14 protein-coding genes are annotated in these 22,185 nt (G+C 42.1%); 4 read left to right on the top strand and 10 right to left on the bottom strand.

What is annotated here, in order from left to right; translation table 11 throughout:
* Positions 1-87: 87 nt before the first annotated feature.
* The 3 genes from TY03_RS13950 to TY03_RS13960 are packed head-to-tail and all read right to left on the bottom strand — an operon-like array spanning position 88 to position 6,467.
* Positions 88-1,617 (bottom strand): RagB/SusD family nutrient uptake outer membrane protein, encoded by a 1,530-nt coding sequence (locus TY03_RS13950; protein WP_042371024.1) that lies wholly within the window; start codon positions 1,615-1,617, stop codon positions 88-90.
* A 27-nt stretch (positions 1,618-1,644) separates the two neighbouring features.
* A complete protein-coding gene (locus TY03_RS13955; RefSeq protein ID WP_042371026.1) occupies positions 1,645-4,788 on the bottom strand; it encodes a SusC/RagA family TonB-linked outer membrane protein in 3,144 nt (1,047 codons plus the stop codon).
* A gap of 17 nt (positions 4,789-4,805) precedes the next feature.
* Positions 4,806-6,467 carry a hypothetical protein gene (locus tag TY03_RS13960; RefSeq protein ID WP_042371027.1) on the bottom strand — a complete coding sequence of 554 codons (1,662 nt, stop codon included), beginning with the start codon at positions 6,465-6,467 and terminating at the stop codon, positions 4,806-4,808.
* A 339-nt stretch (positions 6,468-6,806) separates the two neighbouring features.
* Here TY03_RS13960 and TY03_RS13965 point away from each other — a divergent pair, with 339 nt between their 5' ends.
* Positions 6,807-8,093, top strand: a complete 1,287-nt coding sequence (locus TY03_RS13965) for an NCS2 family permease (protein WP_042371028.1) — start codon at positions 6,807-6,809, stop codon at positions 8,091-8,093.
* 595 nt (positions 8,094-8,688) lie between these two features.
* Here the strand turns inward: TY03_RS13965 and TY03_RS13970 are convergent.
* The 7 genes from TY03_RS13970 to hemW form a co-directional block, all read right to left on the bottom strand.
* Positions 8,689-10,320, bottom strand: a complete 1,632-nt coding sequence (locus TY03_RS13970) for a tetratricopeptide repeat protein (protein ID WP_042371029.1) — start codon at positions 10,318-10,320, stop codon at positions 8,689-8,691.
* Between the two features lie 34 nt (positions 10,321-10,354).
* Positions 10,355-11,356, bottom strand: a complete 1,002-nt coding sequence (locus TY03_RS13975) for a DUF4249 domain-containing protein (protein ID WP_042371030.1) — start codon at positions 11,354-11,356, stop codon at positions 10,355-10,357.
* A 5-nt stretch (positions 11,357-11,361) separates the two neighbouring features.
* Positions 11,362-14,007: a TonB-dependent receptor gene (locus TY03_RS13980; protein ID WP_042371031.1), complete on the bottom strand. Its 2,646-nt coding sequence runs from the start codon at positions 14,005-14,007 to the stop codon at positions 11,362-11,364.
* A 32-nt stretch (positions 14,008-14,039) separates the two neighbouring features.
* Positions 14,040-14,909 carry a FecR family protein gene (locus TY03_RS13985; protein ID WP_042371032.1) on the bottom strand — a complete coding sequence of 290 codons (870 nt, stop codon included), beginning with the start codon at positions 14,907-14,909 and terminating at the stop codon, positions 14,040-14,042.
* Between the two features lie 23 nt (positions 14,910-14,932).
* Positions 14,933-15,370, bottom strand: a complete 438-nt coding sequence (locus TY03_RS13990) for a hypothetical protein (RefSeq protein ID WP_042371033.1) — start codon at positions 15,368-15,370, stop codon at positions 14,933-14,935.
* An 86-nt stretch (positions 15,371-15,456) separates the two neighbouring features.
* Positions 15,457-16,011, bottom strand: coding sequence for an RNA polymerase sigma-70 factor (locus TY03_RS13995; RefSeq protein WP_042371400.1), 555 nt, complete (start codon positions 16,009-16,011; stop codon positions 15,457-15,459).
* Positions 16,012-16,030: 19 nt separating this feature from the next.
* Entirely contained in the window at positions 16,031-17,164 is a 1,134-nt protein-coding gene (gene hemW / locus TY03_RS14000; RefSeq protein WP_042371034.1) for a radical SAM family heme chaperone HemW, read from the bottom strand.
* A gap of 285 nt (positions 17,165-17,449) precedes the next feature.
* On the opposite strand from hemW, the gene TY03_RS14005 reads away from it, so the two are divergent.
* From TY03_RS14005 to rprY, 3 genes are all read left to right on the top strand, one after another.
* Complete coding sequence (locus TY03_RS14005) at positions 17,450-19,606, top strand: elongation factor G (RefSeq protein WP_042371035.1); 2,157 nt, start codon at positions 17,450-17,452, stop codon at positions 19,604-19,606.
* A gap of 266 nt (positions 19,607-19,872) precedes the next feature.
* The gene (locus tag TY03_RS14010; RefSeq protein ID WP_042371036.1) at positions 19,873-21,426 is read left to right on the top strand and encodes a sensor histidine kinase; all 1,554 of its coding nucleotides are present in this window, start codon (positions 19,873-19,875) and stop codon (positions 21,424-21,426) included.
* Between the two features lie 4 nt (positions 21,427-21,430).
* Complete coding sequence (gene rprY, locus TY03_RS14015; protein ID WP_042371037.1) at positions 21,431-22,132, top strand: response regulator transcription factor RprY; 702 nt, start codon at positions 21,431-21,433, stop codon at positions 22,130-22,132.
* Positions 22,133-22,185: the final 53 nt, after the last annotated feature.

Consider the following 22,185-nt stretch of genomic DNA (forward strand, 5'->3'; position numbering starts at 1 on the left):
ATATAGTGGTTTATATAGGAAGCAAGGCAGGCTTTCTCACGAATGTCTGCCTTGCAGTGAGATTATACGTTAAAATAATGTAGTGAATTATTGTTTAATTTGATCGTTGGTATTTATTTCTGTTAGTGGGATTGGGAAGAAATTATTCTCTGACGGATTAAAGTCTCTACCTACTTTTTTCAATGCTTCTTGTGTTTTACCCCATCTTCGAAGATCGTAGAATCGGAAATTCTCCAAGGGGAATTCAATAATGCGTTCGTGTTCGATCTGTGCCCTGACTTCTGCTTGGGTAGTACCTTTCATAGCAGGCATATCTCCGTGCACCTCTCTAACTTTATTGATGAGTGGAATAGCTAACTCAGTATGCCCTAACTCATTATGTGCTTCGGCTTTCATCAATAATACATTCGCATAACGCATCAGAGGAACATTGATAGCTGCCATGGTGAGATTGTTGAGATCTTCCAAGGTTTTCGGTAAGAATTTACGGAATGCCGGGCGATCAATCAGCTTTCCTTCGTCATCAGAGAATACTTCATCATAGTTGAATCCATATACATGGCCATTGCCATCATTAAAATAATCACATCTGAAGAAGATACTTTCATAGGCGCGAGTATCTAAACGCCCTGTAGTTGCTATTTCTCCCTCTTTCTTAAACTCATCGACCAGACTTTCGCTCGGTAATATTTCATCCCATCCCCCTAATTGAGCTGTGGCAATCCATTTCGGAAGAGATATTTTGTAATAAGCTCCTCCGTCTTCTTTCATTGAGAACTGTAACTCAAAGATCGATTCTTTACAATTCTTATTGGTTGCATTAAACATGCTCAAAAAATTCTTTTCCAGTTCGTATCCTTTTACAGCATCAAACGCCTTGATGGCTTCTGCCAGATATTCAGCCTTTTTCTCTGGTATTTCATAGGCACGGGTCAGATAGGCAAATCCCAGATACGCATTTGCTGCTCCGCTGGTGGCGCGTCCTATGTTGTTTGTCTCTCTCTTGGCAGGAAGTGCAGTGGCTTTTTTGAGGTCTTCGATGATAAAGTCCCAAGCAGCCTCACGTGTAGATAGCGGTTTGCTTAATTTGTCTTGTGAGGTGATGTATTCATCCCGAATCACAATTTGTTCCCAATTTAAAATAAGCTTCATGTGATAGTATGCTCGCAAGAAATGGGCTTCGTTGATAATCAGTGTCCTCTTATCAAGAGAAATATTACCCTCTTTAATTTTAGCAGTCATTTCTATGACCTGATTTGAATAGCTGATTCCACGATAGTTGTTTCTCCAGTATTTGCTTAGCTGAGAATTACCATTGTTATAGGTAAAGTCTCTCAGTGCTACCCAGTCTTTGTATCCGAATGCATCGGCTCCTAAGTTCACTATGTCTTCTCGAAAGGCTTCTACCGGCCATTTTACCTCTGGGAATTCCCATTGATCTACCGAATACTCCAGTTGTGCGTAGGCTGAAGCTAATCCAGCTTCTGCATCCGATTCATTGCGCCAGAAAGTACTGGAAGTAAGTTGATCGGGAGATTCAACAGTTAAAAAGTCTTCGCATCCCGTCATACATACCGATGTTATTAAAAAGGATGCTATGTATATTATCTTCTTCATATTGTAATTCTATATTAAGGGGTGATGTTAGAATGTGAGTTGTAATCCAATGATGAACGAACGTGTAAATGGATAGATTTGGGTATCCAAACCTGTGCTCATAACATTGCTGAGGCTGCTAGTAGCCCGCGCCGAGAAGTCCGGATCTATTCCCGAATAATTAGTCCATGTCAGTAGGTTTTCTCCGCTTACATAGAATCGGAGCTTTTCAATATATGCTTTACGGGTAAGCGAGTTTGGCAAAGTGTAGCCTAACTGAATTTGGCGTAAGCGTATAAAGTCTCCCTTTTCAAGAAAACGGTCAGATTCTCTGGTATTCATGTTTGGATCTTTGTATACAGCTCTTGGCACATTTGTTTGGGTGTTGGTCGGTGTCCATGCGTCCAATGTTGTTTTTAAGAAATTAGAACCGGAACCCATTCCTTCGTACTCATATTGATTACCGTTATAGAGTTCGTTGCCCCACGAACTACCAATAAGCAAAGATAAGTCAACTCCTTTGTAAGAGCCGTTGAATGATAAGTTGGCTTCTACTGTTGGGATGCCCGAACCTGAATATATTTTATCTTCTGTTCCTATTTTACCGTTGCCGTCAATATCTTTAAAACGAATATCACCGGGTTTGGCATTGGGTTGAATCAATTTTCCGTCTTTACTGTGTGCATTGACCTCGTCCATGCTTTGAAAAATACCGTCTGTTTGGTAGAGATAGAAAGCACCTACCGGTTTGCCTACACGTGTTTCGTTAGGGAAGTGTGCTGTTCCGTATTGTAGCCCGATACCGGTCAATGCCTGTCCGTCATTGGCTAACTCTAATACCTTATTACTTGTTGTTGCCAGATTTAGTCCAACACTATAATCAAATCCTCCTTTATTATCCTTGTAGTTCACTTCAAACTCAAATCCCGAGTTACGAACTTTGCCTACGTTCAAGACCGGATTATCAAGACCGGCTGAAGGAGCTAATTGCTTTCTGACAAGCATATCTTCAGTTTTGTTGTAGTAATAGTTAACAGAACCTGTCAGTTTGTTATTGAAGAAGGCGTAGTCTACTCCGATATTTTTCGTATCTGTCGTTTCCCATTTAAGACTGCGGTTCTCTAAACCTGTGGCAATGCTACCCGGCCAAGGGTTCTCGGCTCCTTGCACATATCCATACTGATACCAGTTACCTGAGGTGATTAACGCCTGGAAGTCATACGCTCCTAAAATTTGTTCGTTGCCTAAGCGTCCCCAGCTCATTCTTAATTTGAGGTTGTTCATTGCTGCATCTTTGGGGAAGAAGCCTTCTTCGCTGATTCTCCATCCTAAAGCAACCGAAGGGAAAGTTCCCCAGCGACTGTTAGCACCGAATTTAGAAGAACCATCGCGGCGAATCGTTGCTTGCAATAAATATTTGCTTGCATACGAGTAGTTTACTCTACCGAAAAAAGAGGCGCGACGATATGTATATTTAGAGCCATCTCCGGATAATGTTCCTCCGTTACCGGCACCAATGGTACTAAAGTTCGGATCGAGGAAGCCGGCCGGTACTTCTGTATTGACAATATTTCCGTTTTTGTCTACACTTTGTACAATTGTTTTTCCTTCTACGCCTACGCTATTCCATGTTTGATCTTCGGAAGTAATCGAACTACCAATCATCACGTTGACAGAGTGCTGATTGAACGTTTTGTTAAATGTCAGCGTATTGTCAGCTATTTGTTCTTGGGTATATGTGCTTTTTTCGCTGTGTATAGGATACTTCGCAGGAGTTTTATCGGCTGTAAATGCAGGCGCATGATATACATAGCGATAGTGTGAACCGGTATATGAATAGCTTGTTTTGAAAACGAGCCATTTGGTTAGATTAATTCCCAGAGAGACGTTTCCGCTCATATTGTACGTTTTGTTGCTTGCTTTTTTATAATGGTTGTCTGCCATGATGTTTCGATTGCTAGGCAAACCACTGAAGCTGGTCGTTAATCCATATCCGGATGCTTGCTCGCTATCGTATACAGGTACTATTGGCGAGAGCATATACATTTCTTTGAGGGAATATTGAGGTTGTTTACTATCGATTATTCGTAAAGAAAGGTTTGCATCTACATCAAAAATGTATTTGCTGAAACCGATTTTCGCCCGGGCATTATCTTGCTTGTAGTTATTGCCTAGGAAGATACCTTTCTCGTCGGAGTGATTGTAAGAAAGTGAATAACGTGCATTTTCAGATCCTCCACGTGCGCTGATCATGTAGTTTTGAGCCAATCCGCCTCGCATTACTTCGTCTTGCCAGTCTGTATCTGCTGTACCTGGTTTAGAAATATATGCCGGCAAAGCCTCTTGTTTTTCGGGAGCTGCATACTGATTATAATTATCATACATCAATTTATTTACTTGAACATACTCTTTGGCGTTCAGCATTTCCAACTTTTTGGCAACATTGGTAAAACTTAGATAAGAGTTGAAATCTATTTTCAAATCGCCTTTCTTACCGTTTCTGGTCGTTATAATAATAACACCGTTAGCCGCAACAGAGCCATAGATCGCTGCTGCAGCACCATCTTTCAAAACTTCCATTGACTCAATGTCCGATGGGTTGACACTAGTAATGCTTCCCTGAAAGCCATCTATGATATATAGAGGCTCATTATCGCCCATGGATTTTACACCTCGAATTCTCACCCTGACTCCGGAACCGGCATTACCACCTGCTTTCTGAATATTCACACCGGCTACCTTGCCTTGCAATGCTTCGGCGGGGTTGGTCGTGGCGCGCTTGGTCAAATCTTCTACGTTGACCGACGAGATAGCCCCCGTCATGTCGCTCTTCTTCATCGTACCGTAACCGATAACGACTGTCTCTTCGAGCATCTGGGCATCTTCTTGCAGTACCACCTTGATTTCGCGGCGGCCATTGACGGCAAGGGTTTGCGGCTTATATCCTACATAGGATACGATCAGTGAGCTTTGCGGATTGATAGTGAGCATAAATCGCCCGTCGAGGTCGGTAATAATACCATTGGTTGTTCCTTTCTCGAGTACGCTTGCGCCGATAATCGGTTCACCGCTTGCGTCGACTACTGTTCCTTTCAATTGAAAACTTTGTGCGAATGCACCGAACGGAATAAGAAAGGCAAATAGCAGCCATAGATAAATAGCTGCGCCTTTAGAACAAGGTTTGTGATTCATGTGATTATTTTTAAAGGTTAATTTAAGGATTTTGAATGTAAATTAGTAATTATGTATTTATCAGGATTCTCAGAATTATTTAGTTCGTAATCTTGCGGATCCCATTCAAACTTAGGAAGAAAAGTTCTTGTTGATACAATAGTATCTTTCGTGCTAGTGATCAACATGAGTCTCACTTTTAATAAATGATCACATCGGATATTTATTCCTATAGAACTGTTATTTAAGCGACCTTTAGGTGCAAAAATCATTCCAGGGATATCGGGGTGTTTAGAAGTTCTGGAAATATCTGGAAAATGGACTTTGAACTTGAAGTTAAAATCTTGCTCATATATATTTTCATAAATGTTTTTATATGAATCACTATAGCATGCAGTTCCCCCAATACTTCCTCTGTCATAATCTTTCACTTCACTAGAGATATTCGTTGTTCTAAGCATTAAGCTATTAAATGAATAATGAATAATATTTTCTTTAATTGTGGAATTAAAGACTGGTCGATACACTGTTTGTGGGCTAGGAAATAATGAATAGATAAATCCTTGGTTTAGGTTGCCACCTTGATATCTAGCGGTTGTACTAAAATAAGTCGTAGGTTGTTCTAATAAATTCCAAACACCCAATATCCCAACCATGTTATTAGATATATTAATAGTGATAGGTGTTAACCCTCCCGTTTGTTCAGTACTAATAGTTCCCTCTAATTGAGCAGTACCATTGGTTGTAAACTCTAATTTGGATTCTTGAATATTCTGTTTGTTGAATTTTCCTAAAAAAGATCCAAATAATAGATCAATGCCTGCCTTGACTATTCCTGAAGTTCCACCTGATAAAATATCAGGAATAGAGTGTTTTAAGAAATCTGTCGCTATTTTTCCATTTTCCACCTCTTTGGTCAGCCAGCTTTTTGCTTCTTTTCCGGAAGCTTTTGCTATTCCCGATATAACATCATTAGTTGGATTAGAAGTTGTGGTTGTTATTATGGTACCTTCTGATTTTGATTGGTAACTACCTGTTAAGTTGATATTGGAGCTTGTTCTACTTATAGGGTTAATTGTCAAATATCCAGTTATAAAGTTAGGGTCATACGCTAATTGTAATTGAAAACAATTCCACCCTCTCGTGTATCCTTTATTTTCATCAGTAGTAATATTCATACAATAAATATCTTGTTTTTTGACCTTACAGCTAATTGATTCAGAAAGATTTCCAGTAAATCCTAAAAGATGCTGCGGGCTATCTATATGTACCTTCCAAATAGCTGATGTTTGCATGACTACTTCTTCTAAGTAGTAAAACACTTTTAATAGACCTGTTAACTTATTGTAAAAAATAAGGTAGTTTGTGCCAGGATTTGCGGTTGAATTTATTGTATGAGCTATTAATGTCCAGCCATCATCTTTTTTGATATCCATTCGAATATCTGTTGGGATAGTAGTAGTCACATTAAAATTGTACCAGGGAGGAGTGACTGAGATACCTGAAGGCAAAACTACGCTGGACCAGTTTTCCCAACATTCAGCAACATTGCGAGTTTCATTTTGTCGATGCGGGTATATTACCCCTTTACTCTCTTTACTTAAACAAAACTGCTTCTTCACCGTTTCAATATTATCTATTTTGTCGGAACAGCTTAAACAAATCATACTTAGTAGTATAAAAAAGAATCTTGTTTTCATTATATTATTTTTAAAGGTTAATAAATCGTTCGTGATTTATGCGCTAAGTAATCAAATCACTCATGGAATCACTAATTTTTATGATCTACTTTTGCTCTACAAATCGTTCGTTTTGATAGCTATTAATACTACAATGTTTGTTTTATTTTGCTGTTTATCAGTTGTTTATTAATTCATGTATATCTACATAAGTCATTGCGGTAAAGAGTTGGATATAACTGCAAGGTGGCAGACTATGTAGGGCATCTTTTGCCGTTCGAAGAGTGTATTTACAAATTTATGGCTAACTTTGCGCCCTTTAAAGACAGAACTTAAATGTAATTTGAAACAGAAAGAACAATGATTGATAACTATTTCAAGCTGAAAGAGAACGGAACAACCGTCCGAACCGAGGTAATTGCAGGTATTACTACGTTTTTAACCATGGCGTATATCTTAGCGCTTAATCCACAGTTTTTGTCGACAACCGGCATGGATGCCGGAGCTGTTTTCACCGCTACCGCCGTATCGGCTATTGTTGGAACCATGATTATGGCTCTCTGGGCTAAGTTGCCCTTTGCGCTTGCTCCGGGAGTTGGGCTGAGTGTTTTCTTCTCCTTTACGGTTTGTATGGCTATGGGATATACCTGGCAGTTTGCACTGACTGCTGTGTTTATTGAAGGAATCATCTTTATACTACTTACCCTCTTTAACATCCGCGAGGCCATTGTCAATTCGATACCTCAAACACTTAAGAATGCCATTGGTGCAGGTATCGGATTGTTTATCGCCTTCATCGGTTTGCAGAATGCAGGCATTATCGTAAACAGTGATTCAACGCTTGTTAAATTGGGCGATATCACATCCGGTGCACCTCTTTTGGCATTGATCGGATTGGGTATCACCTCTTTGTTATTGATTAGAAAGGTAAACGGAGCCCTGTTACTGGGTATTCTGATAACTACCATCATCGGTGCCTTTATGGGAATTACTCAGTACAAGGGCATTGTAAGCCTTCCGCCATCACCCGAACCTCTTTTGTTTAAGTTTGACTTTTCGGAGGTGTTCAGCTTGAAGATGGTCTTGGTGGTTTTCACTTTTCTGTTTGTAGACTTGTTCGATACACTGGGCACGCTGGTGGGGGTAACAACCAAAGCCAAAATGCTGACGCCCGATGGCAAAGTGCCCGGCATTAAGCAAGCGTTCATGGCCGATGCCGTAGCTACTACGCTGGGAGCTATGATGGGAACGAGCACCGTGACCACCTATGTGGAGAGTGCAGCAGGCGTAGCCCAAGGCGGACGTACCGGATTAACTTCGCTCGTTACAGCCTCGTGTTTTGTGGTTGCTTTGTTGTTCTCGCCCCTCTTCTTGTCTATCACGCCCTCTGCCACCGCACCGGTGCTTATATTGGTAGGCTTGTTTATGCTCTCTCCGGTGGTAGCGATCGACTTTGACAATTACTCCGAGTCTATTCCTGCCTTTATCTGTATTTTGGCCATGCCGTTGTCATACAGTATAGCCGAGGGTATTTCGTTGGGTATGATTAGTTATGTGGTGCTCAATCTGTTAAGCTCCAACCAAAAGAAGCTAAACGCCGGAATGTGCATACTCGCCGTTCTGTTTATTCTGAAGTATTTCATTTAGTTCGGAAGCCGTTGTCTATTTGACACTTTGTATATTGAACCGCTATTGAATAACGATGTTTGCGCCCTTGATCGAGGGTGATGAAAACGACGCTATTCAATAGCGGTTTCCTTTTTCTCCATTGTTTGTAATAGAGCTGTATAGGCGATAAAAGTTCGTCTTTTTAGTGTCAGTCGGTGGTTGAAAGATAGTGATTCGGTCGGTTTTGTATCGTTATGATGCTTTCTGTTTGTTCGTGCGGAGTGAGCTTCTGGCAAAAAACAGCGTTTATTTTCCTATCTCGTACGGTCTTTTCAGGAAATGTCGGGACGTTTATAAAAAAGGTCCCGACCATTTATGAAAAGCCCTCGACGATTTATAGAAATCTCCCCGGCTTTTCTTAGAATCCTTGCTCACTTACATGCTCCAAAACCGTATTATCTTGCAGTAATCCGTATGTTTATACTGATTTGGCGGCATGTTTTTCCTTTTCTTATTCCTTTCCTGTGCTAGTTCTTCTTTTTTGTGCAAATAGTTGGTTACTACTCTTTTCGCATTTCCTTCTTTTCGCTTTTTATATTGGCGAAGTGCTGTCTTTTCGACAAGCGAGCTGCCGTTATATTTTTTGCAAATAGCCGGTTAAATCGTCTTCGGACTGCAAGCCCAAAGCCTTGCGCAACCGATAACGATTCATATTAATGGTTTTGGGAACACTCCCGGTAAGGAGTGAGATTTCCTTGGTCGATAAATTAACCCGTAAGAGGGTGGCCAGGTATTTTTCGCCCTGAGTAAGTGCAGGATGCAGCGTTAGTAAGCGTTTCAGGAAGTCGGCATTCTTTTGTTCAATGCTTAAGAGTAGCGCATTGGTCTCTTCCGAACCGTTTTGATACTGGCTGATGAATGCATTTACCTTTTTCAGGTGCGTCGAAATGGCACCGGGCTCCATGCGGTATCCCTCTTTGATTTGCTCGCGAATGCGTTCCAACAGCTCGTTACGGCTGCGTAGAAACATGGCAAAACTGGTTACCTCCTGTCGGCTTACCTCCAATTCGTTTTGAATCGAGTGAATGGCCAGTTCCTGTTGCGCTACCTTGAGTTCTGCCAATTCGCGTTCGGACTGCTCGAGTCGGTAGCGGGTTTCGATGAGTTGCATATTCTTGCGCCGCCTGTACCATCGGGGCAGAAAAATAGCGATGGCGATGCAGAAAAGCAATGTTGCACTTAGCAGGAATATATTACGACGCAACAACTCTATTTCGTAGGATTGTTCGACCAATTCATTTTCGCGTTGCTGATCCATGAGCTTCTTTCTCGAAATCTCCTGTTCTACGTCGCGTAGCTTTTTGTCGTTTTGCAGCTCCTGACTCATCGTATAGAGCTGAAGCAGGCAATCGTAGGCTTTGTCGTACTGCTTCATGGCGGCATATACCCACGAGGAGTATTCGTAATTATCGCAGATCAGCTCTTTGCCATTGGAGGTGGCGGCAGCAATCTTGGCCTCTTTGAGTGCTTTGAGCGCCTTGTCGTATTGATGGGCAAAGAAATATTGCTTGCCCATGTTGTTGTAGTTCTCGGCAAGTGCCCAAGTGGCATTGAAGTTTTTATTGATGATGATCGCTTCATTGATCAGCGATAGTTTTTCGTCGATATCTCCTTCGTACAAACACATATTGTTCAGGTTGGCAGCCGCAGCTTTGATGTTGCCGATCTTGCGATTAATCTGCAAAGCGTTGCGAAAACATTGTTCGGCTGTTTTGAATTCGTTGAGGCTGTAGTGAATAATGCCGCGCGTATTGTACGTTCCTGCCAGCCCCACCGAATCCTGATAGATTTTGCAGAGTGTGGCTGCTTTGTCGTTAATCTCGAAGGCTTTATTGTAGTCTTTAAGCCTGCAATAGATATTGGCCATTTGCATCTGGATGTCCGATAATATGCGATAATCTTCGGGTTTGCAGTAATGCAATGCATCGTATAAGGCTTTGATTCCTATATCGAAATCGCCTAGAAACTTACAGGCTACTCCGTAGGCGAGCAACGCCTGGGCACGTCTGGTATCGGGCGATTTGACGGGGAGCAGTTCGAGTGCCTGCTGCGCGAAATAGGCCGATTGCTTGGGGTTGGTATATTTAACAAGCTTTGCTTTCTGAATGAGAGAATCGGCCTTGATGTTATCGGCTTGCAGGGGCAAGGCGTGAGATACTATCGATAGAATCAATAGAATGCTCCAATTCTTTTTTCCAATGTGCATATAGTATTAGTTTGGGGTTTCCTGCAAATATAGTTTATTTTGGATACATATGCTCTTCGAAATAGAATTTTCTGCTTGCTTCGCTACTGATACTGACAATACCCAGCCCACCGTTTACATTGCTGGCAAACTTAATTGGTTCCATGGTTTCATCGAGCGAACCGGAGTCGATGATGTTGAGTGCTTTCAAATAATTGAACTCTGTTTCGCTGATGCTGAGCACGCGGATATACGTGTATATTTGCCACCACAGTTTTATTCGATAATCGGTGGGATGTGAAAATCTTTGCTCTAAGAGATATACGGTCATGGTATAGTTGTTGTTGGCAAATAACTTGTCGTTGAAGATAGCATACATGTTGGATGCTTGATCAAACAGTCCTGCGTCGGTGTCTATATTCGGGTATCCGTCAGTCAGTACAACGTCTTCGTTGATGATCATCTGTGTACCACTTCCTTGCAAAGGGATTGTTTCACCTCCTGCTAGATAGGCGGTTCCGCCCTGTTCAAGAATCAGGCGATAATAATTCTGTTCGTTCGGGCGGTCTTTGATTTTGAATCGGTAACGCATCGCATTCGGATAATAAAAGCTATTGTATCGGATGCTAATGGTCATCGTATCAATAGCCTCTTCAATGAAAGCCGGCTGCGGCACAACGACTTCGGCCCATGCCTTGTATTGCCCGTCGGCAGTGCGCGCATCTACCCGTACCACATCGCCCGGACGAAAAGCAGAGGTGACCAGATAGCTATTTGCCGCCGGTTTGTTCTCGCTAGGAAGTATTGGTTGTGGCTTTTCGCTCAATACCCCGTTGATACGTATTTCTATGACTCCGTTTGTAACCTCTTTCAATTTGACCGGATCGCTCAGGTTCAGAAAGATGCGGTTATTGGTGCTGTTGGCACTCATCTGTGCATGAATGATCAGTTGCGTAGGAGTGGGCTTGAGATCGATGTCAATCTGGTTCTCGCACGAGGTAGCCAGTATGGCCCATAAGAGAAGAGCCGATAGTAAATGATTATAATGAATCGTCATACGAGTTAGAATTTATACGTGTAAGTGACTGATGGTATGCATGGAAGAAGGGTTAGTTTCTTCATTTTATGTATATTGTCTTTGTATAATAGCAAGGTAGGATTCATGGCATTGTAGGCATTGTAGACGCTGATGTTCCAAGTGCGCACACCGTGACGTGTCTTTTTATTGAAATTAATGCCCAGATTAAGCCGGTGGCTGCCGGGTAAGCGGTAGTTATTGCGCTGTGTAACAAGCTTCTCTTCTTTTACCATATCTCCGTCGGGACGCAACGCACCGGTTACCCCCACCGGAATGGTTGCCGTGCCCCCGGTGTAAAAGACCCAAGTGGCACCTACATCAATGCGGTCGCTGAATTTATGGTTCAAACTTAGGCTGATGTTATGACGGCGATCATACTTATACGGAAATCTTTCGCCATTGTTGATGCCTCCTTCGGCAAACTGCCGGTCACTTCGTGCCAAGGTGTAGGCTATCCATCCGGTAGTTTTTCCGGTGAGCTTTTGCGCCATAAACTCAATGCCCATCGAGCGTCCCTTGCCCATCTCCACTTTATCTTCCCAATTGGTCGAGGAGCCAAGGAAGCTCACCCCTTCTTTGTATTCGAGCACATTACGCATCTGTTTATAATAGCTTTCGATAGAAAACTCCCATCCCGGCAGGCCGTTGTAGTAAGCTCCTATCGAGTATTGGTGCGCTTGCATGGGTTTTATCTTACTAGTTACCGGTACCCAGAGGTCGGTAGGCATCGAGATAGGGGTAGAGGAGAGCAGATGAATGTACTGGCTCATTTTGCTGTACGAGGCTTTCAATGCAAAATGTTTCGGCAGTTGATAGCGAGCCGAGAGGCGTGGCTGCACGGAGAAATAGGTTTTCTTCTGCACGTTGAACAGCGAAATGTGTACTCCCGCGTTTATTTGCAGCCGGGGGGTAAGTTCAAAATCATCTTCAGCGTAAACAGATGCTTCGTGGGCGTAGATATATTTGTTGAACAGGCTGTGGAAAGCGGTATCCTGCTGTACGCTACCCGATGCTTGTTCGTATATTTTGGAGGTCATCACCTCCGGACGGAAGCGATGGAAGAGGTAATTGCCCCCAAAGCGGATGCGATGGGTGGGTAGGGGCGTGTAGTCGAAATCTATTGCATAATTCCAATCATTGATGCCCGAGCGGAAATTAGCCTCATAGTTGGATACTTTTTCCTGATCGCTACCTCCGTAGTAAGTTTTGCTGTATGCTTCGCTCCGGGCACTCATCAGATAGTTGTTGTAGGCGATGGTGGTGTTGCTGAACAGTTTGTTGTTGAATATATAGTTCCAACGGGTACTGACAACGGTATTTCCCCAATCGATCGACATTTTGTCTTTATACTGGTTTCCATAACTATGCTGACTTTCAAGTTCCTTTGACGTGAAGTGGTAATGGTCTTTGCCGTTGTAGAAGTTAAGGTAGAGGCGGCTGCGGTCGGAGAACTTATGGTTGACTTTGGCGTTGATGTCGTAGAAGAAATAACTCATCTTTTCGTCTTTGGGCATGAATGGTTTGGCAAGTAAATCAACATACGATCGCCGAGCCGAGATGTTGAACGAAGTGCGGTCTTTGATAATAGGCCCTTCGAGCTGCACTTTGGCAGAGAGCAATCCCAGACTGAACGTTCCGTGAAAGCGTTTCATGTCTCCATCATTCGAACGCACATCGACCACCGATGATAAACGCCCGCCGAAACGAGCAGGAAAGGAACTTTTGAATAGTGTAACCTTCTTAACCGCTTCGGGAGTGAATACGGAAAAGAAGCCGAATAAGTGGTCGACATTGTATACCGGAACACCGTCGAGCAATATCAGGTTCTGGTCGGGACCTCCGCCACGTACATAAAGACCGGCAGACCCTTCGACACCGGCTTGCACACCGGGCATCAGCTGAATGGTTTTCATTACGTCGGCTTCGCCCAACACAGTGGGGGTATGTCGGATTTGAGCCATGGGAATGACGTTCGCACCCATTTGTGTTGCCTTTATTCCGGCTTCGGGCTTATCGGACAGAATAACAACTTCACTCAACTGCGTATTGGTTGCAAGGCGAATGTTGAGTACGGTGTCTTTCTGTAAAGCGAACGTGTGTTGCTGGGTATCGAAACCCAAGTATGAGAAACGCAGCTCCGTCTCTCCTGCAGGCAGGGTAATACTGTAAAAACCGTAAGGATTGGTGGCGGTTCCTTGATGTTGACGACTCTCAAGAATGTTTGCCCCAATCAGCGTTTCAGAAGAAGCTCCGTCTGTCACATATCCGCTGATAGTGAATCGTCGGCTTACGGGTTTTATTTTTTTAGGCTGCAAAGAGATGTGCTTACCTATGATTCGGTAACTTACCGGCTCATCGGCAAAGACAATGTCTAATATCTCTTTGAGTGTTTTCTTGGTGACGTTGAGTGTGATCTTTTTATTGATTTTGACCTCCTCTCCATAGATAAAAGAATAGCCGGTAGAGTTTTCCATGCGTTTGATAAACTCTTGGAGCGTAGCGTTTCGCATGTTGAAACTTAGCTGTTGGTCGGCGTTCTGTGCTTGCAGTGACGGTGATAATGTTAAGATGATGTATGTTATAAAGAGGAATTCGATAATAAAAATCCTTTTTGTATCGGGTTTATTCATAACGGTTTTATTTGGATACCACGGGAGCCCGCTTAAGGGGCGGATAGTATGATTTCTTTGTTTTTCTCTATATAGTTAAAACTCTTGGCATGTTGCAATAATCGTAATATGGGTATAAGCCCATCTTTCTGCTCGAATCTCGCTGTGATACGGTATTCTTGCAGTGCTTTGTCGGCAATACGGATCGGAATACCAAAAGTATTGGACAGTTGATGGGCAATCTCTATCAAGGGCAAGTTGTTGAATATCAACATTCCGTTTTGCCAGGCTATATCGTTGGAAACATTGCTCGAAGGTACAAGTGTAAGGCTTCCTTCTACCTTATTATATATAGCACTTTCGTTGGGACGCAATACAATACGTTCGGATTGGTTTTTATCGCTTACTGCTACCGATCCTTCGAATAGTGTAGTCTTTATTTCGGGGATATTGGCATAGGCTTTTACATTGAACTGAGTACCCAATACCCGAATGTCTACTGCATCGGTTTGTACGACAAAAGGGTGCTTCGTGTCTTTTCTGACCTCGAAGTAAGCCTCTCCGCAGAGGCTTACTGTGCGCTCTTGCTGTTGAAAACGCTTGGGGTAGGTCAGCGAAGAGAAATGATTGAGGGTTACTTCGGTACCGTCGGGCAGACTAATGGTACGTACCTCGGCCTGAGTGTAGATGGTTTGCAGGCTGTCGGTCTGTGCATGATCGGCTACAAACCAGCCTGCAACACACAATGCGACCATTGCCGCTGCTGCACCGATCCATCTGACAAGTGGGAAGGAACGTTTGCCCGGAAGCCGCTTTTCAAGTAGTTTATAACTGTTGGCTGCTGCAAAGCGACCTCTTGGGGTGCGGGTAGAAGCAACAAGGCGGTTCAATAGCTGCTCTAACTCTGTATCTGTATATCTCATTTCTCTCATGCGATGGTGGTTGCTTACTTGGGCATTAACCGAATACTTAATTTAGACGGCTGAGCATTTTTATCCTTCCACTGGGGTGTACAGATTAGATGCACGAAAGTACCCTTGATGATATGCTTTGGATAAAGCTTGATTTGGGTCGTGACCGACTTTTTACCGGCTTTGATAATCACCTGCTCCTCGGTTAACTTGACAAATACCGATTCTCCTCCCGGTGTTTTTGTTGCGCTACTGGATAGTTTTACTATCCTGTCCTCTTTACTTTTTTCGATAGCAATTACTTTGATATCTAGCGTCTCTTCTTGCATGGCTTTGTTATAGGTATACTCTTGTTGAGCCCGTTCAAATCCGACATAATCTGTTGGATAATTATTTTTGTTGTTGCTCTTGCATGCTCCCAGACAACTTAAGATGACTAAAGCCATAACTACTTTTTGATAAAACTTTTCCATATGCAATCTGTTTAAATTAAGTGTTTATTCACAGATAAAGACAGTTGCATGAAGAAATCTCCCTATTCCATTAGTCGAAATAAATGTTAATTCTCGTAGTGCTGTAAAATCATCTCTTTCAGTCGAAGGGTTGCTTTCTGTAAGTGTGCGTCGACGGTCTTTGTACTAATGTTCAATGCTTCGGCTACTTCGGCATAGGTCTGCTTCTCCTCGCGTATGCGGATAAATATCTCTCTGCACCGTTCGGGCAATCGGTCGAGTGCTTTGACGTATTGTGCAAATAGTTCTTCGCTGATGAGGGTTTCCTCGGGCGAGGAACCGGAAGCGATCGGATCAATCAAGGTGTTGGAAGAGCTGGCCAGTCGCCGATCTTCTTTCTCTAATTGGTTTAGTGAGGCGTTTTTTACAAGAATAAAACAATAATCTTCGATGTTGCGGATATCGAGCAACGTGGCACGTTGTTCCCATAGTTTCAAAAAAACATCGAGTACAATCTCTTGCGAAATCTCTTCTTGTTTCACATAATAATAAGCGATACGGAAGAGACGGTCGTAAGTGAGGTTGTAGAATTCGCGAAAGGCTGTCTGTGAATTCAGTTCCTTTATGCGGCGCAATAGTTTCCTTACTTCAGATTCGGTCATGGGCGTTGAGGCTATGCATTCAATCTTCAACCCACAGTAGGTCGCTCATAATACCGTCTGAAACAAAGATACCCTTGCGGCTGAGGCAAAGAGCATTGTTTCGTAGTTCGAGCGTTCCACTTTGAAGGTGTTTGTCGGCTATACGCAAACAATAATGATATAGCTTATCGTTGAATGTTGATTGCAATTGGTTCAGTGAGATGCCCCATACGGTACGCAGCGATGTGAGTATGAACTCGTTGTATCGGGTGGCTTCGTACCGTTGCTCTGTTTCAAAAACGCGCATCCCTTGGTTTATTCCTTCTACGTATGCGTCGATAGAGGAGCTGTTCCACTCTCTCGAATCTCCATCGAATGAGTGTGCCGATGGTCCGCATCCCAGGTATTTGGTGCCTTGCCAATAGGAGGTGTTGTGTTGAGACAGCTTGCCCGGACGGCAGAAATTGGAAATTTCATACTGCTCGTATCCGGCTTCGGTCAATTGATCGATCAGCAACGAGAAAAAATCAACGCTGCTCTCTTCATCTACTTCTTCTACCTGATGGTTTTTGCACATTATATATAAAGGAGTACCTTCCTCATAAATGAGGTGATAGGCCGATATATGTTCGACGTCGAGCGCAATGGCTTGTTGTAGATCATTCTTCCAGCGTTCGAGTGTCTCTCCCGGTAACCCGTATATGAGATCAATACTGATGTTCTGGAATCCGGCTTGCCGACAGGCTGCAACAGCTTGAATGGCTTGCAATGCCGTATGACGGCGTTTTAATAACTTCAATGTTGTGTCATTGAATGTTTGTATGCCCATGCTGATACGGTTGAACGGTAGGTGTGAGAGGCTATGCAAGTATTCGGGCGTAAGGTCGTCCGGATTGGCCTCGAGTGTAATTTCACGACAGTGCTCCCTGCCGAAAAGGCGATCGATGGTAGCAAATATTCGTTCAAAGTCTACGGCCGATAGTTGTGAGGGAGTACCTCCTCCAAAATAGATTGTCTCGACAGGCTTGTTTTGAAGGTAATCTTGACGCATTTCCAATTCACGGCAAAGTGCAAGTATATATCGCTCTTTCATCTCACTGCGGGTGGTTGAATAGAAATCACAATAAATACAACGAGTTTTACAGAAAGGAATATGAATGTAGATGCCTGCCATGAATCTTAATTTTACGCTTAAGTTGTTCTATCGCTGCAAAAGTAGAACTTTGACTTTAAAAAAGGACTATTTGATTGCTTAATAATCTAAAATAAGATATTTCCATAGGAAGATAATGCGTCGTTAGAAACTTATTTGTTCGATTTGGGCTAATGTGTTGAATAACATTGTTTAGTAACAGTACTATTTTATTGCTTTTCATTTTATTAATGTCTATTTTGCGCGTCACAAAGTTAATGGTATGCGAGTAACATACTGAGTCATTCATTTTAAATCTTACATATTATGAAGGTATATCAGACTAACGAAATTAAGAACATTGCCCTCTTGGGAAGTTCTGGCTCTGGGAAAACCACTCTTGTGGAAGCAATGCTTCTCGAGAGTGGTATTATAAAACGTCGCGGAACTATTGCCGCAAAAAATACTGTAAGTGATTATTTTCCCGTAGAGCAGGAGTATGGCTATTCTGTCTTCTCCACCGTGTTTCATGTAGAATGGAATAATAAAAAACTGAATATGATAGACTGTCCGGGAGCGGACGACTTTGTAGGAGGAGCAGTTACTGCACTGAATGTTACCGATACCGCCATTATTCTTTTAAATGGTCAATATGGTGTTGAAGTTGGCACACAGAACCATTTCCGATATACTGAAAAGCTGGATAAACCTGTTATCTTCTTAGTAAACCAGCTCGATAATGATAAATGCGATTATGATAATATCCTCGAACAGCTTAGAGAAGCCTATGGTTCTAAGGTTATTCCCATTCAATATCCACTGAATACAGGTGCCGGATTTAATTCGCTCATTGATGTATTATTGATGAAGAAATACTCATGGAAACCCGAGGGAGGAGTTCCCACCATTGAAGATATCCCCGAAGAGGAGATGGAGAAAGCCATGGCGATGCATAAAGCCTTGGTTGAGGCTGCTGCCGAAAATGACGAAGCATTGATGGAAAAGTTCTTCGAACAAGATTCGCTTAGTGAAGACGAAATGCGCGAAGGCATCCGCAAGGGATTGGCCACGAGGGGTATGTTCCCGGTATTCTGCGTCTGTGCAGGCAAAGATATGGGGGTACGTCGGTTAATGGAGTTCTTGGGCAACGTAGTTCCTTTTGTTTCGCAGATGCCCAAAGTGACCAATACTTCTGGCAAAGAGGTGGCACCCGATGTGCATGGTCCCACCAGTCTATACTTCTTTAAAACCAGTGTGGAACCGCATATTGGTGAGATTTCTTATTTTAAGGTGATGAGTGGTAAGGTAAAAGAAGGTGATGATTTGGTAAATGCTGATCGCGGATCGAAAGAGCGCATGGCTCAGATTTATGTAGTAGCCGGTGCCAACCGTGTAAAAGTTGAAGAGCTTCAAGCTGGTGATATCGGAGCTACGGTGAAACTGAAAGATGTAAAAACAGGTAATACACTTAATGGCAAGGATTGTGATTATCGATTTAACTTTATAAAGTATCCTAACTCAAAATATACCCGTGCCATTAAACCGATCAATGAAGCGGATGTGGAAAAAATGATGTCGATCCTTAATCGTATGAGGGAGGAAGATCCGACATGGGTTATTGAACAGTCCAAAGAATTGAAGCAAACATTGGTTCACGGACAAGGAGAATTCCATCTACGTACCTTGAAATGGCGATTGGAGAATAACGAAAAGTTGATGGTGAAGTTTGAGGAACCAAAGATTCCATATCGCGAAACCATTACCAAATCATCCCGTGCCGACTATCGGCATAAGAAACAATCGGGTGGTGCCGGGCAGTTTGGAGAGGTTCATATGATCGTAGAACCTTATAAAGAAGGCATGCCTGTACCAGATACTTATAAATTCAATAACCAGGAATTTAAAATAAGTGTGAAAGGTACCGAAGTTATTCCGCTGGATTGGGGTGGGAAATTGGTGTTTATTAACAGTATTGTAGGTGGTTCGATCGATACTCGTTTCTTGCCTGCTATCCTGAAAGGAGTGATGGCTCGTATGGAGCAAGGCCCTTTGACGGGTTCTTATGCTCGTGATGTACGTGTCATTATCTACGATGGAAAGATGCATCCGGTCGATTCAAATGAAATTTCCTTTATGCTTGCCGGTCGAAATGCCTTTAGTGAGGCCTTTAAGAATGCAGGTCCCAAGATTTTGGAACCAATTTACGATGTAGAGGTATTTGTACCTTCCGATAAAATGGGTGATGTCATGGGTGACCTTCAAGGACGTCGTGCCATGATTATGGGTATGAGCAGTGAAAAAGGTTTTGAAAAACTAATAGCGAAAGTACCATTGAAGGAAATGTCTTCTTACTCTACGGCACTTAGTTCGTTGACGGGTGGTAGAGCTTCGTTTATAATGAAGTTTGCCAGTTATGAACTTGTTCCTGCCGATGTTCAAGATAAGCTAATCAAAGACTTTGAAGCCAAACAGCCTGAAGAATAGATTGATTTGTTAACTAGATAAAAAGTCGTTGTTCTTTCTTAATGAAAGAATGACGACTTTTTTAATTAACAATGATTAATTAAAGTAGAAAAAGACGATAGAAAGATTTAATTTTTTATTAAATTTGCAAACCAAAGAGATGTTTGTTTTGTTATAGTCGTCAGATTATGACCTAAATACTCATCTTCGGTTAATTTACAAGAACGTGCGGTTAAATCAGGTTAATAGATTAGGTATGTTAATTAGGGAGTGTTAATTTTGTTGCTATGAAAAAGTCAACAATTTGGATATTGGGAATTGTGATGGGGCTTTCCTTTCTTAGTCTGCTTTATTTGCAGGTGAGCTATATTGAGGAAATGGTCAAGATGCGCAAGGAACAGTTTGATACTTCGGTAAGGAATAGCCTCTATCAAGTATCTAAAGACGTAGAGTATGCCGAAACTGAACGTTGGTTAAGGGAAGATGTAGCCGAAACGGAGATGAAGGCCATGGCCAACAGTTCATCAATGCAGCAAAGCGAAAGTCTGATTCAGCAAACGAGACGTTTTACGATGAAGTCACCCGACGGAAAGATATATTCGGATTTTGAACTGAAGGTGATGACAAATAAACCGTCAGAGCTGCCAAAGGCAATGATTTCTCAATTTCATGGAAGCAAAACAATTCCGGAAACATCAAGATCATTGTTGGAAGCCGTGAAGAATAGATATATGTATCAACGTGTACTACTCGATGAGGTGGCTTTACAGATGGTTTATCGTGCAAGTGATAAATCGATTGGTGAGCGGGTACGCTTTAAGGACTTAGATGATTATTTGAAGTCTGCATTATTGAATAATAGCATTGAGTTGCCTTATCACTTTACGGTGATTGATAAAGATGGACGGGAAGTATATCGTTGCGCCGATTATGAAAATAAAGGTTCTGAGGATGCGTATGCTCAAGCTTTGTTTCAAAACGACCCGCCGGCAAAAATGAGTATTATGAAGATTCACTTTCCGGGAAAGAATGATTATATTTTCGATTCGGTTAGCTTTATGATACCATCGATGATCTTTACGATTGTGTTGTTGATAACGTTCATTTTTACTATCTACATTGTTTTCCGTCAAAAGAAGCTTACGGAGATGAAAAATGACTTTATTAATAATATGACGCATGAGTTTAAGACGCCGATATCGACAATTTCGCTCGCAGCGCAAATGCTGAAAGACCCGGCAGTTGGTAAATCTCCACAGATGTTCCAACATATATCGGGTGTGATTAATGATGAGACTAAACGATTGCGCTTCCAAGTGGAGAAAGTGTTGCAAATGTCGATGTTCGATAAGCAGAAAGCAACTCTTAAAATGAAGGAACTCGATGCAAACGAAATGATTAATGGGGTTATCAATACCTTTGCTTTGAAGGTAGAGAGATATAATGGTAAGATAACATCGAACCTTGAGGCCACCGATCCTGTTATATTTGTGGATGAAATGCACATCACCAATGTAATATTCAATTTAATGGATAATGCGGTGAAGTACAAGAAACCCGAAGAAGACTTATTGCTCAATGTCAGAACTTGGAATGAACCGGGCAAACTGATGATTTCGATAGAAGACAATGGCATTGGTATTAAGAAAGAGAACCTGAAAAAGGTGTTTGATAAGTTCTATCGCGTGCATACAGGTAATCTGCACGATGTTAAAGGCTTCGGATTAGGTCTTGCTTATGTGAAGAAAATTATTCAAGACCACAAAGGAACCATCCGGGCAGAGAGCGAATTGAACGTAGGAACTAAATTTATTATTGCATTACCTTTATTAAAAAATTAATGATATGGACGAGAAACTGCGTATTTTATTATGCGAGGATGATGAGAATCTTGGCATGCTTTTGAGAGAATATTTACAGGCAAAAGGTTACTCAGCCGAGTTATATCCCGATGGAGAAGCTGGATACAAGGCTTTCTTGAAGAATAAATATGACTTGTGTGTGTTTGACGTAATGATGCCCAAAAAAGATGGTTTCACGTTGGCACAGGATGTTCGTGCAGCCAATGCCGAAATTCCTATTATATTTCTGACAGCCAAAACGCTGAAAGAAGATATTCTAGAGGGATTCAAGATTGGTGCCGATGATTATATCACCAAGCCATTCAGTATGGAAGAGCTAACTTTTAGAATCGAGGCTATTTTAAGACGAGTTCGCGGAAAGAAAAACAAAGAAAGCAATGTTTATAAAATAGGTAAGTTTACCTTTGATACGCAAAAGCAAATCCTTTCGAGCGATGGCAAGCAGACAAAACTTACCACGAAAGAATCTGAATTGCTTGGCTTGCTCTGTGCTCACGCAAATGAGATATTGCAGCGCGACTTTGCACTGAAAACAATCTGGATTGATGATAATTATTTCAATGCACGTAGCATGGATGTATACATTACCAAACTACGTAAGCACTTAAAAGAAGATGAGTCAATTGAAATTATCAATATCCACGGAAAAGGCTACAAGCTTATTACTCCCGAAGTCGAAGCATGATAGCGGAGAAACAAATATAAAAAAGCCCGGAAACATCTGTTTCCGGGCTTTTT

It is taken from the genome of Bacteroides neonati (assembly GCF_000499785.1).
In the GTDB taxonomy this organism is placed as follows: domain Bacteria; phylum Bacteroidota; class Bacteroidia; order Bacteroidales; family Bacteroidaceae; genus Bacteroides; species Bacteroides neonati.